This is a genomic window from Streptomyces mesophilus, from assembly GCF_040300965.1.
Lineage (GTDB): Bacteria > Actinomycetota > Actinomycetes > Streptomycetales > Streptomycetaceae > Streptomyces > Streptomyces mesophilus_A.
The window spans coordinates 26,765-40,950 of the sequence record NZ_JBEPEW010000008.1 but is presented as its reverse complement, the minus strand read 5'-3'; the positions used below and the strand labels follow the sequence as shown (position 1 = coordinate 40,950).

General features: G+C 70.1%; 13 protein-coding genes. 8 read left to right on the top strand and 5 right to left on the bottom strand.

All coding sequences use genetic code 11. From position 1 onward, the window contains the following. The first annotated feature begins 3 nt into the window (after positions 1-3). A complete protein-coding gene (locus ABT367_RS05050) occupies positions 4-1,275 on the top strand; it encodes an ATP-binding protein (protein ID WP_352249703.1) in 1,272 nt (423 codons plus the stop codon). A gap of 107 nt (positions 1,276-1,382) precedes the next feature. On the opposite strand, the gene ABT367_RS05045 is transcribed toward ABT367_RS05050, so the two are convergent. Continuing rightward, entirely contained in the window at positions 1,383-1,883 is a 501-nt protein-coding gene (locus ABT367_RS05045; protein ID WP_352249701.1) for a GtrA family protein, read from the bottom strand. Positions 1,884-2,010: 127 nt separating this feature from the next. Here ABT367_RS05045 and ABT367_RS05040 point away from each other — a divergent pair, with 127 nt between their 5' ends. The 5 genes from ABT367_RS05040 (at position 2,011) to ABT367_RS05020 (ending at position 7,234) form a co-directional block, all read left to right on the top strand. After that, positions 2,011-3,150: a 5-(carboxyamino)imidazole ribonucleotide synthase gene (locus tag ABT367_RS05040; RefSeq protein WP_352249699.1), complete on the top strand. Its 1,140-nt coding sequence runs from the start codon at positions 2,011-2,013 to the stop codon at positions 3,148-3,150. A 23-nt stretch (positions 3,151-3,173) separates the two neighbouring features. Beyond that, on the top strand, positions 3,174-3,701 hold the full coding sequence (gene purE, locus ABT367_RS05035) for a 5-(carboxyamino)imidazole ribonucleotide mutase (protein WP_352249697.1): 528 nt from the start codon (positions 3,174-3,176) through the stop codon (positions 3,699-3,701). 48 nt (positions 3,702-3,749) lie between these two features. After that, positions 3,750-4,967 (top strand): dipeptidase, encoded by a 1,218-nt coding sequence (locus ABT367_RS05030; protein ID WP_352249695.1) that lies wholly within the window; start codon positions 3,750-3,752, stop codon positions 4,965-4,967. Between the two features lie 89 nt (positions 4,968-5,056). Continuing rightward, on the top strand, positions 5,057-5,860 hold the full coding sequence (locus tag ABT367_RS05025) for a leucine-rich repeat domain-containing protein (RefSeq protein ID WP_352249693.1): 804 nt from the start codon (positions 5,057-5,059) through the stop codon (positions 5,858-5,860). A gap of 144 nt (positions 5,861-6,004) precedes the next feature. Continuing rightward, positions 6,005-7,234 carry a membrane dipeptidase gene (locus ABT367_RS05020; protein ID WP_352249691.1) on the top strand — a complete coding sequence of 410 codons (1,230 nt, stop codon included), beginning with the start codon at positions 6,005-6,007 and terminating at the stop codon, positions 7,232-7,234. Positions 7,235-7,278: 44 nt separating this feature from the next. On the opposite strand, the gene ABT367_RS05015 is transcribed toward ABT367_RS05020, so the two are convergent. Beyond that, a complete protein-coding gene (locus ABT367_RS05015; protein ID WP_352249689.1) occupies positions 7,279-8,604 on the bottom strand; it encodes a UDP-glucose dehydrogenase family protein in 1,326 nt (441 codons plus the stop codon). A 293-nt stretch (positions 8,605-8,897) separates the two neighbouring features. Here ABT367_RS05015 and ABT367_RS05010 point away from each other — a divergent pair, with 293 nt between their 5' ends. Continuing rightward, positions 8,898-10,004 carry an acyl-CoA dehydrogenase family protein gene (locus tag ABT367_RS05010; RefSeq protein ID WP_352249687.1) on the top strand — a complete coding sequence of 369 codons (1,107 nt, stop codon included), beginning with the start codon at positions 8,898-8,900 and terminating at the stop codon, positions 10,002-10,004. 31 nt (positions 10,005-10,035) lie between these two features. Here the strand turns inward: ABT367_RS05010 and ABT367_RS05005 are convergent, their stop codons facing one another. Together ABT367_RS05005 and ABT367_RS05000 are read right to left on the bottom strand one after the other, a co-directional pair. Continuing rightward, entirely contained in the window at positions 10,036-10,638 is a 603-nt protein-coding gene (locus ABT367_RS05005) for a GNAT family N-acetyltransferase (RefSeq protein ID WP_352249685.1), read from the bottom strand. Then, on the bottom strand, positions 10,635-11,936 hold the full coding sequence (locus ABT367_RS05000; protein ID WP_352249683.1) for an LCP family protein: 1,302 nt from the start codon (positions 11,934-11,936) through the stop codon (positions 10,635-10,637). Before ABT367_RS05000 ends, ABT367_RS05005 begins: the two co-directional genes overlap by 4 nt. A 130-nt stretch (positions 11,937-12,066) precedes the next feature. On the opposite strand from ABT367_RS05000, the gene ABT367_RS04995 reads away from it, so the two are divergent. Then, the gene (locus ABT367_RS04995; RefSeq protein ID WP_352249681.1) at positions 12,067-12,615 is read left to right on the top strand and encodes an acyl-CoA thioesterase; all 549 of its coding nucleotides are present in this window, start codon (positions 12,067-12,069) and stop codon (positions 12,613-12,615) included. 18 nt (positions 12,616-12,633) lie between these two features. Here ABT367_RS04995 and ABT367_RS04990 read toward each other — a convergent pair whose 3' ends face one another. Beyond that, a complete protein-coding gene (locus ABT367_RS04990; RefSeq protein ID WP_434975401.1) occupies positions 12,634-14,106 on the bottom strand; it encodes an LCP family protein in 1,473 nt (490 codons plus the stop codon). Between the last annotated feature and the right edge of the window lie 80 nt (positions 14,107-14,186).

Below are 14,186 nucleotides of genomic sequence, written 5' to 3'. Positions count from 1 at the left end.
ACTGTGCGCCGCCGTTTGATCAACTCCACCCTCGCCGTGGTGCTCGTCGTGATCGCCGTCTTCGGGGTCTCCCTGGTCATCGTGGAGACCCGGACGATCACCACCAGCGCCCAGGAGCGAGTGGAATCCGAGGCGGTGCGGCTCGCCTCCATCGTCGACTCCCGGATCATCGGCCACGAGGCGATCAGCGCCCAGGTCCTGGGCGACCAGGTCGACAGCGAGCGCTTCGCCCTGATCGAGATCCCCGGCCGCGACCCCATCCAGATCGGCACCCGCCCGGCAGGCGACGTCATCCAGGCCACCGAGCAGGGCGAGCAGGGCGAGACCGTCACGGTCCAGGAGCCCCGCTCCTCGGTGACCAACGAGGTCTGGCGCACCCTCCTGATGATCGCCGCGGTGGCCACCCTCGCCGTGATCGCGGCCGTCCTGCTCGCCGTACGCCAGGCCAACCGCCTCGCATCCCCGCTCACGGACCTCGCGGAGACCGCCGAACGCCTCGGCTCCGGTGATCCACGGCCTCGCCACAAGCGCTACGGCGTCCCCGAGCTCGACCGGGTCGCCGACGTCCTCGACTCCTCGGCCGAGCGCATCGCCCGCATGCTGACCGCGGAACGCCGTCTCGCCGCGGATGCCTCGCACCAGCTCCGCACCCCGCTGACCGCGCTCTCCATGCGCCTGGAGGAGATCACGCTCACGGACGACCCGGACACGGTGAAGGAGGAGGCGACCATCGCGCTCACCCAGGTGGAGCGGCTCACCGACGTGGTGGAGCGGCTGCTCACCAACTCCCGGGATCCGCGTACCGGTTCGGCGGTCTCCTTCGACCTGGACGAGGTCGTCAAACAGCAGCTCGAGGAGTGGCGCCCCGCCTACCGCAGCGCGGGCCGCGCCATCGTCCACTCGGGCAAGCAGAATCTGCAGGCGGTCGGCACACCGGGCGCGGTCGCCCAGGTCCTCGCGGCCCTGATCGAGAACTCCCTGATGCACGGTGGCGGCACGGTGGCGCTGCGCACCCGAATCGCCGGAAACCAGGTGGTCATCGAGGTCACGGACGAGGGCCCCGGCGTACCGCCGGAACTCGGCACCCGGATCTTCGAGCGCGCCATCAGCGGCCGCAACTCCACGGGCATCGGCCTCGCGGTCGCCCGCGACCTCGCGGAGGCGGACGGCGGCCGCCTGGAGATGCTGCAGGCCCAGCCGCCGGTGTTCGGCCTGTTCCTGTCCAGCACCCCGCGCAGGCCGGAGGCCACGCAGGAGGAGCGGACGGTCAGGTAGGCCGCGCCAAGCGGCAGCCCAGGAGCGGGGCGGTGGGCAGGAAGCCGCTCAGCGCCGGGCGGTGGCCAGGACGGCCCACTTCAGCGCCGGGCGGCCAGGAAGGCCGCTCAGCGCCGCGTGCGCTCCGGCTCGGAGCCCTCCAGGAACGATTCCGCGCTGGCCACGGCCTCACGGGCCGGCAGCGCACGGAACACCCACGTGCGGTACGACCAGAAGCGGAACAGGGTCGCGATTCCGATGCCGACGAACTTGAACACGTTGGACTGCAACGGGCTGTCCCAGCCGAATCCGTACGTCGCCGCGTACAGCACCCCGTTCTCGATGACGAGTCCCACGATCGAGAACAGCAGGAAGAGCGTCATCTCCTTGGTGCGGCTGCTCTTGTCCCGGTCACGGTAAGTGAAGTACCGGAACCCCACGTAGTTGCAGCAGATCGCCACGGCCGTCGCGAGGATCGAGGCGCGCACCACCGGGATCTCGGTCGTATGCCGCAGCAGGTTGAAGACGCCGAGGTTGACCAGCATGCCGACACCGCCCACGGCGCCGAACTTCGCGATCTCCCGCCAGAGCTGATCCAGTTGTGCGCGTAGTGCGCCACGCTCACTCATGGTGATGGGTCAGCCCCGTTCGGTCGTTTCCCCCGGCTATGTCGTCAAGCAATGCTAACCAGACTGTGAGATGTGACGCAGGACTCGTAGGTCTTTACGTATCCGGGGGCCCCTTACCCTGGAGGATGTGACGTTCCCCGTAGTCGGCATGGTCGGCGGTGGGCAGCTCGCGCGCATGACGCACGAAGCAGGCATCCCGCTCGGCATCAAGTTCAAGCTCCTCAGTGACACCCCCGCGGATTCCGCGGCGCAGGTCGTGAGCGAAGTCGTCATCGGCGACTACCGCGACCTGGACACGCTGCGTGACTTCGCGCGCGGTTGTGACGTGATCACCTTCGACCACGAGCATGTGCCGCTGGAGCACCTGCGCGCCCTGGAGGCGGACGGCATCGCCGTACGTCCGGGCCCGGACGCTCTGCGGTACGCGCAGGACAAGGGCGCGATGCGCGAGCGCCTCACCGAGCTCGGCGCACCCTGCCCGCGCCACCGCATCGTGCGCGATGCGGCGGATGTCGTCGCGTTCGCGGAGGAGGGTGAGGGCTTCCCCGTCATCCTCAAGACCGTGCGCGGCGGCTACGACGGCAAGGGCGTGTGGTTCGTACGTTCCGCCGAAGACGCCGCCGACCCGTTCAGGGCGGGTGTCCCGGTGCTCGCCGAGGAGAAGGTCGATTTCGTACGGGAGTTGGCGGCTAACGTCGTCCGCTCGCCGCACGGCCAGGCCGTGGCGTACCCGGTCGTGGAGTCCCGCCAGGTCGACGGCGTCTGCGACACCGTGATCGCGCCCGCCCCCGACCTCTCCGAGCAACTCGCGGGCCGCGCCCAGGAGCTGGCCCTGCGCATCGCTCATGAACTGGGAGTCGTCGGCCATCTCGCCGTCGAGCTCTTCGAAACGCCCGACGGCCGCATCCTGGTCAACGAGCTGGCGATGCGCCCGCACAACTCCGGCCACTGGACGATGGACGGCGCGGTCACCTCCCAGTTCGCCAACCACGTACGCGCCGTGCTCGACCTGCCGCTCGGCGACCCGCGCCCGCGCGCGAAGTGGACCGTGATGGCCAATGTCCTCGGCGGCGACTACCCGGACATGTACTCCGCGTATCTGCACTGCATGGCCCGCGACCCCCAGCTCAAGATCCATATGTACGGCAAGGATGTGAAGCCCGGCCGCAAGGTCGGCCATGTCAACACCTACGGCGAGGACTTGGGCGATGTGCTGGAACGCGCATCGCACGCCGCCGGCTACCTGCGAGGAACAATCGTCGAGTGAGCACCGCGAACGGAACAAACGGCATGAGCGCTGCACCCGTCGTCGGCATTGTCATGGGCTCCGACTCCGACTGGCCCGTGATGGAGGCGGCCGCGCAGGCGCTCGCCGAGTTCGAGATCCCGTACGAGGTCGATGTGGTCTCGGCGCACCGGATGCCGCACGAGATGATCGCGTACGGGGAGCAGGCCGCCGACCGCGGCCTCAAGGCGATCATCGCGGGCGCCGGGGGAGCGGCCCACCTGCCGGGCATGCTCGCCTCGGTGACCCCGCTGCCCGTGATCGGCGTCCCCGTACCGCTGAAGTACCTGGACGGCATGGACTCGCTGCTGTCCATCGTGCAGATGCCGGCCGGCGTCCCGGTCGCCACGGTCTCGGTGGGCGGTGCGCGCAACGCCGGACTGCTCGCGGCCCGGATGCTCGCCGCGCACGACGCGGAACTCCTCGGCCGCATGCGGGAGTTCCAGCAGGAGCTCAACGAGCAGGCCACCGAGAAGGGCCGCCGCCTGCGCGCCAAGGCGGAGGGCGCCGGGGCCTTCGGCTTCGCGAAGTAGCGCCCGGCCCGAGAGGAGAGCCATGCCCCCGGCGGTTACGTTGGGGGCATGACTTCCTCGCCCGCGGACCTCTCGCCGTACCTCTCCCAGGCCCTCGACCTGCTCGCCGAGCACCCCGTCGCCGACGGGCACAACGATCTGCCGTGGGCGCTGCGCGAGACCGTGCGCTACGACCTCGCGCAGCGCGATATCGCCGGCGATCTGCGCGGGCGGCTGCACACCGACATCCCGCGGCTGCGGGCCGGCGGGGTGGGCGCGCAGTTCTGGTCGGTGTACGTGCGCAGCGACATGGCCGGTGAGGACGCGGTCAGCGCGACCCTTGAACAGATCGACTGCGTCGACCAGTTGCTCGCCGCGTACCCGAAGGACCTGGTCCGCGCGCTGACCGCGGACGACATGGAGAAGGCCCGCGGCGAGGGCCGGATCGCCTCCCTCAAGGGCGCCGAGGGCGGCCACTCGATCAACAACTCCCTGGCCACCCTGCGCGCGCTGTACGCGCTGGGCGTGCGCTACATGACCCTCACGCACAACGACAACATCGCGTGGGCGGACTCGGCCACGGACGAACCCGGCGTCGGCGGTCTGTCGGCCTTCGGCCGCGAGGTGGTCCGCGAGATGAACCGCACGGGCATGCTGGTCGACCTGTCCCATGTTGCCGCGTCCACGATGCGTGACGCGCTGGACGAGTCGGTGGCGCCCGTGATCTTCTCCCACTCCTCCTCCCGCGCCGTCTGCGACCATCCGCGCAACATCCCCGACGACGTGCTCGCGCAGCTCCCCGCGAACGGGGGCGTGGCGATGGCCACCTTCGTACCGAAGTTCATCCTGCCCGCGGCCGTCGCGTGGACGCAGGCCGCGGACGAGAACATGCGCGCCCACGGCCGTCACCACCTCGACACCACCCCCGAGGCGATGGAGATCCACCGCGCCTTCGAGGCGGCCAACCCGCGCCCGGTCGCGACCGTCGCCACGGTGGCCGACCACCTCGACCACATGCGCGAGGTCGCCGGGATCGACCACATCGGCATCGGCGGCGACTACGACGGCACGGCGTTCACCCCGTCCGGCCTCGACGACGTCGCGGGTTACCCGAACCTGATCGCGGAGCTGCTGCGCCGCGGCTGGTCCTCCGCGGACGTGGCCAAGCTGACCTGGTCGAACGCGGTCCGGGTGCTGCGCGACGCGGAATCCGTCTCCCGCGACCTGCAGTCCCACCGCGGCCCGTCGAACGCGACCCTCGAGCAGGTGGACGGCCCGGTGGCCTGAGGTCCCCGCACCGGAGCGCACCCTTCGTCTTTCCGCCGGCTTGTGCCGGATCTCTGGGCCGCGGCGCGTGCCGTTCCTAGGGTGTCGCCATGACGGCTGACGAACGACCGAAGGTGTTCGAGAACCGCTTTCCCGAAGGGGTGGCGGCGCCGGGTGCGCCGGTGCGGGTCCAGGACCCTTGCACCTGCTTCCACCAGGGGCGTGAGAACCACAGCGGCGGCAAGGTCGGGTTCCACCCCGAGGTGCAGGACACGTCCGCGCCGGGATGGCTGCGGCTTCTGGAGCTCATAGACGAGGCGGTGGCCGACGGCAGGGAGGAGTTCCGTCCGCTGCCGCAGATGCGTCCCGAGGAGCGCCGGCAGCTCGTCACGCTCCCCGCGGAGATCGCGCGGCTGACCGCGGTGAAGAGCCTGGTGGTGTACGGCAGCAACCTGGTCAGGATCCCGCCCGAGATCGGTGCCATGAGCAGCCTGGAGGAGTTCGTCCCGTACACCTCGGGCCGCCTCCACTGGTTCCCGTACGAAATCACCCGGTGTCCGCGGCTGGTACGCAGCACGGTCAGTACGCGGGCGATCTACGGCAACTTCAAGTTCCGCGCCCCGTTCCCGCGGCTCCAGCCGCCTCGGGACTCGGTGACCGGTGCCGACCTGGCGCGGCTCGATCCGGCCCGCTGGGGGAGTACCGCGATCTCCACCTGCAGCGTCTGCGACGAGCCGCTCGCCGGGCGTGGACTGCACCAGGCGTGGATCTCGCTCGTCGTGGCCACCGACGTCCTTCCGCTGCTCGTCAACGCCTGCTCGGCCGACTGCCTGCACCGGCTTCCCAGCGGGGCCGGGAACCATCTCCCGACGGCTCATCAAGGCGGCCCGGTGGAACAGCCGCCGCCGCGCTGATCGCTCTGCGATACGAGGCCTCCGGGGGTACGTGCGTGTGACGCCGTACCCCCGTACGCACCACCCGCCGGGTCGCACCCATGGGCTCATGCCACCGTGTCGATACGCGCAGCCCACCGCACCCCCACGTGACCGGAGCCCCCGATGGCGGATCTGCAGGACGAGTCGCTGGCCCCAGGCGAGATCGGCAAGCTGGACGAGCCCCCGACCGCTCCGCCGAACACACAAGCCGGACCTCCGAGCACCGACGCCCCGCCGCGCACTGATGCCTCGCCGAGCACCGAGGCCGTGTCACGCGTCGATGCCCCGCCGCACACCGACGCCCCGCCGAGCACAGAAGCCGGGCCGCCGAGCACCGGCACCCCGCAGAGCCCTCTCACCCACGCCCGCACCCTGCTCAGGCAGCACCCCGTCGCCGACGGACACAGCGGGCTTCCCTGGGCGTTGCGGCAACTCTCCTGGTACGACCTGGAGTTGGGCGAAAGCGCCCTGCGCACCGACATCCCGCGCCTGCGCGAGGGCGGCGTGGGCGCGATGTTCTGGTCGCTCACCCTCCCGCCCGAGGCGAGCGGCGAGCGCGCCGTCTCCGCGACCCTCGACCTCATCGACCTGGCCGGCCACGTCATCGAGGCCAACCCCGAGGCCCTGCGCCTGACCCGCACCCCTTCGGACGCCGCCGACGCCCGCTCCCACGGCCGGATCGCCTGCCTGCTCGGTCCAGCCGAGGCACATGCGCTCGGCGACTCGCTCGGCGCCCTGCGCGCCCTCTACACCCTCGGAGTACGCAGCCTCGGCCTGTACGGAACCTCCTGGGCCGGCCCGGAAGGCCTCACCCGCTTCGGCGAGGAGGTCGTCCGCGAGTGCAACCGCCTCGGCCTGCTGATCGACCTCAGCGGCAGTTCGGAGCGGACCGTCGAGCGCACCCTCGCCGTCACCAAGGCCCCAGTGGTCTTCTCCCGCTCAGGCGCCGCGGCCCTCACCCCGCACCCGGCCAACCTCTCCGACGCGACGCTCACCGCTCTGCGTACGAACAAGGGCCTGTGCATGGTCCCGTGCGCCTCCGCCCGCACCGGCCCGACGCTGACCCGGATCGCGGACCACCTCGATCACGTACGCGAGGTGGCGGGCCCGGAGTGCGTCGCGCTCTCCGGTACGTACGACACGGCGGACGAGCCGGCCGAGGGCGTCGAGGACACCTCGCGCTTCCCGGAGCTGATCGCGGAACTGCTGCGGCGCGGCTGGACCGAACCCGACCTCGCCCAGCTCACCTGGGGCAATGCCCAACGAGTGCTCAGGGACGCGGACTTCACCGCCCGCGCGGCGCAGCAGCGGCGCCCACCGTCGACGGCCACGATCGAGCGCCTCGACCGGTAGGCCGCACGCAGGCATGACCCGTACGCCGACAGGCCGAGCGGCCCTTACGCCGCGGGCCGCCCCATCGCCCGGTACGTCCAGCCGGCCTCACGCCACAGGACCGGGTCGAGCGCATTGCGGCCGTCGAGGATGACCCGCTCGGCGGCCACCGCACCAAGGGCCGCCGGGTCCAGCTCGCGGAACTCGCGCCACTCCGTCAGATGCAGCACGACATCCGCGCCACGGACCGCCCCGAGCGCGGTGTCCGCGTACCCGAGGGTCGGGAAGAGGCGGCGGGCGTTGTCCATGCCCTTGGGGTCGTAGACCGTGACCTGGCCGCCCTGCAGATGGATCTGCCCGGCGACGTTCAGCGCGGGGGAGTCCCGTACGTCGTCGGAGTCGGGCTTGAACGTGGCGCCGAGCACCGCCACCCGCTTGCCCAGGAACGAGTCGCCGCCGACCGCCTCGCGCGCCAGCTCCACCATGTGCCCACGACGGCGCATGTTGATCGAGTCGACCTCGCGCAGGAACGTCAGCGCCTGGTCCGCGCCCAGCTCACCGGCGCGGGCCATGAACGCACGGATGTCCTTGGGCAGACAGCCGCCGCCGAAGCCGATCCCGGCGCGCAGGAACTTCTTGCCGATCCGGTCGTCGTAGCCGATCGCCTCGGCCAGCTTCACCACATCGCCGCCGGCGGCCTCGCAGACCTCGGCCATCGCGTTGATGAAGGAGATCTTGGTGGCGAGGAAGGAGTTCGCCGAGGTCTTCACCAGCTCGGCGGTGGGGAAGTCGGTCACGACGAACGGCGAGCCCTCGCCGATCGGCGTCGCGTACACCTCGCGCAGGAGCTTCTCCGCACGCTCGCTGCGCACCCCCACCACGAGCCGGTCGGGGTGCAGGGTGTCCTGCACGGCGAAGCCCTCGCGCAGGAACTCCGGGTTCCACGCCAGCTCCACACCCTCCGGCAGCAGCTCCGCGAGCCGGTCGGCCGAACCGACGGGCACGGTCGACTTGCCGACGACCAGGGACCCTTCCCGTGCGACGGGAGCGAGCGAGCCGAAGGCCGCGTCCACGTAGCTCATGTCGCACGCGTACTCGCCGTGCTTCTGCGGTGTGTTCACACAGACGAAGTGGACGTCGCCGAACGCGCCGACCTCCTCCCAGGAGGTCGTGAACCGCAGCCGCCCGCTGGAGCCCGGCAGCCCCACCACGTGCTGGGCGAGCAGTTCCTCGAGCCCCGGCTCGTACATCGGCACCTTGCCCGCCGAGAGCATCTCGATCTTCTCGGGTACGACATCGAGACCGAGCACCTCGAACCCGAGCTCCGCCATCGCCGCGGCATGGGTGGCGCCGAGATAGCCGGTGCCGATCACGGTGATCTTGAGGGACATGTGCGGTGCTCCTGAGGATGCGGGGCAGGACTGCCGCCCGAGCATAGTCGGGGATGCGGAGGGGAACATTCGCCCTCGTAACGGGGGCCTCGGTACGGGACCCGGTGGGGCGCCCGGCACGGGCCTTCACGCAAGGGCTTTCCCGCTGTCGCCAAGCTCACGTATCACCCAGGGGGCCTGGCCCCTAAAATCTGGGTTACTTAACGGTAGTTAGCAGCAGTGCACCTTGGGAGTGAGAGAACTTGGCGGGAAACGCTGAATTCGACCTGTACCGCCCGGCAGAGGAGCACGACATGCTCCGTGACGCGATCCGCTCGCTCGCCGAAGCGAAGATCGCGCCGTTCGCCGCGGCCGTGGACGAGGAGGCCCGCTTCCCGCAGGAGGCCCATGACGCGCTGGTGGCCAACGACCTGCACGCCGTCCACGTCCCCGAGGAGTACGGAGGCGCCGGCGCCGACGCGCTCGCCACGGTCATCGTGATCGAGGAGGTCGCCCGCGTCTGCGCGTCCTCCTCCCTCATCCCCGCCGTGAACAAGCTGGGCTCGCTCCCCGTGATCCTCTCCGGCTCCGAGGAGCTGAAGAAGAAGTACATGGGCCCGCTGGCCAAGGGCGAGGGCATGTTCTCGTACGCGCTGAGCGAGCCGGACGCCGGCTCGGACGCGGCCGGCATGAAGACCAAGGCCGTACGCGACGGCGACTTCTGGGTGCTCAACGGCGTCAAGCGCTGGATCACCAACGCGGGCGAGTCCGAGTACTACACGGTCATGGCCGTGACGGACCCGGAGAAGCGCTCGAAGGGCATCTCCGCCTTCGTCGTGGAGAAGAGCGACGAGGGTGTCTCCTTCGGCGCCCCGGAGAAGAAGCTCGGCATCAAGGGCTCCCCGACCCGCGAGGTCTACCTCGACAACGTCCGTATCCCCGCCGACCGCATGATCGGCGACGAGGGCACGGGCTTCGCGACCGCCATGAAGACCCTGGACCACACCCGCATCACCATCGCGGCCCAGGCCCTCGGCATCGCCCAGGGCGCCCTCGACTACGCCAAGGGCTACGTCCAGGAGCGCAAGCAGTTCGGCAAGCCGATCGCCGACTTCCAGGGCATCCAGTTCATGCTCGCCGACATGGCCATGAAGATCTCCGCGGCCCGCGCCCTCACCTACCAGGCGGCGGCGGCCTCGGAGCGCGGCGACGCGGACCTGACGTACCTGGGCGCGGCCGCCAAGTGCTTCGCCTCGGACATCGCGATGGAGGTCACCACGGACGCGGTCCAGCTCCTCGGCGGCTACGGCTACACGCGCGACTACCCGGTGGAGCGCATGATGCGCGACGCGAAGATCACCCAGATCTACGAGGGCACGAACCAGGTCCAGCGCATCGTGATGGCTCGCAACCTGCCGTAGCAGCTACGCGGCGCGCGACCTGCCGTAACGGCTAAGAGGTCACTGTCGACGGGCGTCCTTCGGGGCGCCCGTCGGCCGTTCCCGGGGCGCCGGCCCTTCGTATGTGCAGATGCCCGTCCGTGGGCCATGGCGGCCGGGCCGGCACGACCCGCTCGAAGCCGTAGCCGCTCTTCTCGGCGACTTTGCACGAGGCGGTGTTGCCGATCTGGTGGAGCAGGTCGATGCGCACGAGACCGTCTGCCGCGAAAATGTCGAAGGCCCATACGGTGAGGGCTTCGAGGGCCCGAGAGGCCACTCCCTGTCCCCTGGCGGCCGCGGTCGTCCAGTAGCCGACCTCCGCGGACTGGCGCGTCTCGTCGGCCAGCTTGAGCGCGACGTTGCCGAGCAGCACGCCGCCCTCAGAAGCGTCCTGCACCGCGAAGCTCAGATAGTCGCCCGACTCCCAGCCGCGGCGGCGGACCTCCAGCCACCTCGCGGCGTCGGAGGCGCCCGCCACCTGGGACCGCAGCCACTGCCGCATCGCGGGATCGCGGTACGACTCGGTCAGCGGCCCGATGTCGTCGTCGCGCCAAGGGCGCAGGACGAGTGCGGAGGCAGCCGCGGTCGCGGCCACTTCCAGGGTGACGGCCCTCACTCGGTGACGGTCACCTTCTCGTCGTTCTTCAACTGCTCCACCAACTGCTGCACCTTGGCCTTGTCCCAGACCAGGTTGCCGCCGCGGCTGCCCGAGATCGGCATGTTCATGGACTTGCCGTCGCCGCCCGAGACGCTCTTCATCGCCCAGAACATCTCCGCCACGTCGAACAGGCCCATGTCCTTGTCGACGACCAGGGTGTCAAGGCCCGCGCCCATCGTGGGGTACAGCTTGAAGGGGTTCAGGACCGTGCCCGGGGTCGCGACCTGGTTGGCGAGCGCCGAGAGGAACTTCTGCTGGTTCTTCGTACGGTCCAGGTCACCGCCGGCCAGGCCGTAGCGCTGGCGTACGAAGGCCAGGGACTGCTCGCCGTTCAGGGTGTGGGTGCCGGGCTCGAAGTCGGAGCCCGACTTCTTGTCCTTCATCGGCTTGTCGATCTTGATCTCGACGCCGCCGACCGCGTCCACGATGTTGGCGAAGCCGCCGAAGCCGATCTCCGCGTAGTGGTCGATCTTCAGGCCCGTGTTGTGCTCGACGGTGCGGACGAGCAGCTCGGGGCCGTCCTCCGCGTACGCGGCGTTGAGCTTCACGCGGCGGCCCGTGTTCGGGAAGGTCTTGCCGGACTCGGAGCCCACGAACTTCGGGATCTCGACATCCGAGTCACGGGGCAGCGAGATCATCGTGTTCCCGTTGTCGCCCACGTGCAGGATCATCATCGAGTCCGTGCGCTTGCCCTCGGCGGAGCCGGTGTGCAGGCGCTTCTTGTCCTCGGCGGACATGCCCTCGCGGCTGTCGGAGCCCACGATCAGGTAGTTGGTGCCCTCGCCGCCGCCCGGACGCTCGATGACCTTGGACAGGTCGACCTCGCGCTTGAGCTTGGAGTCCGCCCAGAAGTACGTGGCGACGGACCACACGAGCACGACCGTCACGAAAGTGATCAGGCCGATCTTTATCCGCCGGCGCCAGTCCGGAGCCGGCCGGCCGGCGTCGTAGTAGCCGTCGTCGCCCCGGCCGCCGCCGGCGCGGCCGCCACGGGACGTGCCGCCGTAGACCTGGCCGTCGCTGTAGCCGCTGTCGTAGCTGCCGCGCCCGTCGTCGTAGCCGCCGTTGTCGTAGCGGTCGTCATTGCCGTACGCGGGCTGCGACGGGACGCCGTACTGAGGTGCCGCCTGAGGCCTGGAGGCCTGGCCGCGCTGGACATGGCGCATCACGCGCGCACCCTCGGGCTGCGCGCTGCCGCTGCCACGCCCGTATCCACGGTCGCGGTCTCCGTTCCACCCCTGGGGCCAGTCATTCATGTCCCCCAGTGTGCAGGTTCCATAAAGGCCTAAGACAAGGGATGCCGTGAAACCGGACCACGGCTGTTGCAGAGCTGACACAAAGCGCCCACGACCAGCGCGGATAAACAACGGACATAGAGTGGACGGCATGACAGACCAGGCCCGTCCCCCTGAGGCGGAGATTCCGGGCAAGCCGACCTCGGCTTCGCGGACCACCCTCAGCCACATCATGACCCACAGCGACACCAACCTTCTGGGGACGGTGCACGGCGGCGTGATCATGAAACTGGTGGACGACGCGGCGGGCGCGGTGGCCGGCCGGCACTCCGGCGGCCCCGCGGTGACGGCCTCCATGGACGAGATGGCCTTCCTCGAGCCCGTACGGGTCGGGGATCTCGTGCATGTGAAGGCCCAGGTCAACTGGACCGGACGGACCTCGATGGAGGTCGGCGTCCGGGTCCTGGCCGAGCGGTGGAACGAGTCGACCCCGGCCCAGCAGGTCGGCTCCGCGTATCTGGTGTTCGCGGCGGTCGACGCCGACGGCAAGCCCCGCCGGGTCCCGCAGGTGCAGCCGGAGACGGAGCGCGACCGGCGCCGCTACCAGGAGGCGCAGATCCGGCGCACGCACCGCCTCGCGCGCCGCCGGGCGATCATGGAGCTGCGCGAGAAGCGGGCGGCCGAGGGCCTCGAGGACTGAGCCCAGCCCCGTCCTACCTCACTTACCGCAGACGACTTGGTCCCCGGTCACCACACCGAACTCGCCCTGGTGGATGTCCTCGGCCCGCACCGCCCGCACCTGCTTGAAGTCCGGTCCCGCCGTCACCTTCAGGGTCGCGCCCTGCCCCTTGACGGCCTTCAGCTCACAGCCGGGCAGCGCCGTCGCAAGGGAGCGGGCCGAGCGGTCCCAGCGCGGGTCGTACTCGACGAGCGTGCGCTTGACGGCGGCCGCGTCCTTCGGCGCCCCCGTCGTACGGAAGCCCGTCTTGCGCAGGGCCTTGTCCACGCGGCCGCCGAGGCCGGAGACGGATGTGCCGTTGGCGACCTGGACGCGGATCTGCTGCGGGGCCACATCCACCAGGACCGACTTGCGCTTCTTGCGCAGCGGCGCGAGCGGCTTGTCGTCGCGCAGCGCCTGGAACAGCTTCTCCGAGCGCTCCGGATCCCACTTCAGGGTGGAGCCGATCCCCTTCACCATGTAGCCCATCTCACCGATGGGCACGGAGGTGAACTCCGACGAGGCGGGTGTGAAGCCGCGCATCGCCCGGCCCAGGTCCAGCATCTCGTCCGTACCGAAGGACTTGTCCGCGCGTACGGAACTCAGGATGGTCCTGGTCACGTTGCGGAACTTCACGGGATTGAGCAGCACCCCGGATGAGGTCGCCTTGGCGATGACCGCGGCGAGGAAGCGCTGCTGGCGCTGCATCCGGCCGAGGTCCGCGGCGCCGTCGATATGCCGCGAGCGCACGTACTGCAGCGCCTCGCCCCCGCTGAGGTGGTGCTTGCCCGCGGCCAGATCGAGACCGGTGTACGAGTCCTTCATCGGGCTCGCGGTGCAGATCTCCACACCGCCGAGCACGTCCACCGTCTTCATGAAGCTGGTGAAGTCGACCTCGAGATAGTGGTCGATCTTGACCTTGGTCATGTGCTCGACGGTGCGCACGGTCAGGTTCGGCCCGCCCTCGGCGTAGGCCGCGTTCAGCTTGATCGGGTGCGCGTTGTGCTTCTCGCCGCTGTTGCGGTCGGTGTGCGCGGGCGCCTCGGCGTACGAGTCGCGCGGCAGGCTGACGATGCTGGCGCGGTCCCCGTCGGCGGAGATGTGCACGATCATGATCGTGTCCGTGCAGTGGCAGGGCGCCCCACCGAGGCGGTACTTGCGCCGCTCCTGCTCGGTGATCTTGTCGCGGCCGTCCGTGCCGACGAGCAGGACGTTCATGCCGTCGCCCCCGGAGGGACGATTCTTCATGTCCTTGAAGGGGTCGACCCGGTCGATCCCGGTGTCCAGGCTGGTCACCACCGCATGCCCGACGCCCGCCGCCGCGAGAACCGCCATCGAGAGGGTCGTCGCCATCCGCATGGCCCACTTGGGCCGGGCCGGCGGCCGCCTGCGCCGTCCGGGCGCCTGCCGTGCGGATCGCTGGACCGGCTGCCGAGGTCCTTGCCGGGGAGGTCGGGCGGGACTGGGCGGCACGGGCACAGGGGACACCTCCGCAGGCTGAACATATGGAGCAGAAGCGGGCGCAGGGACCGTGCAACCGTAGGCCCATACGA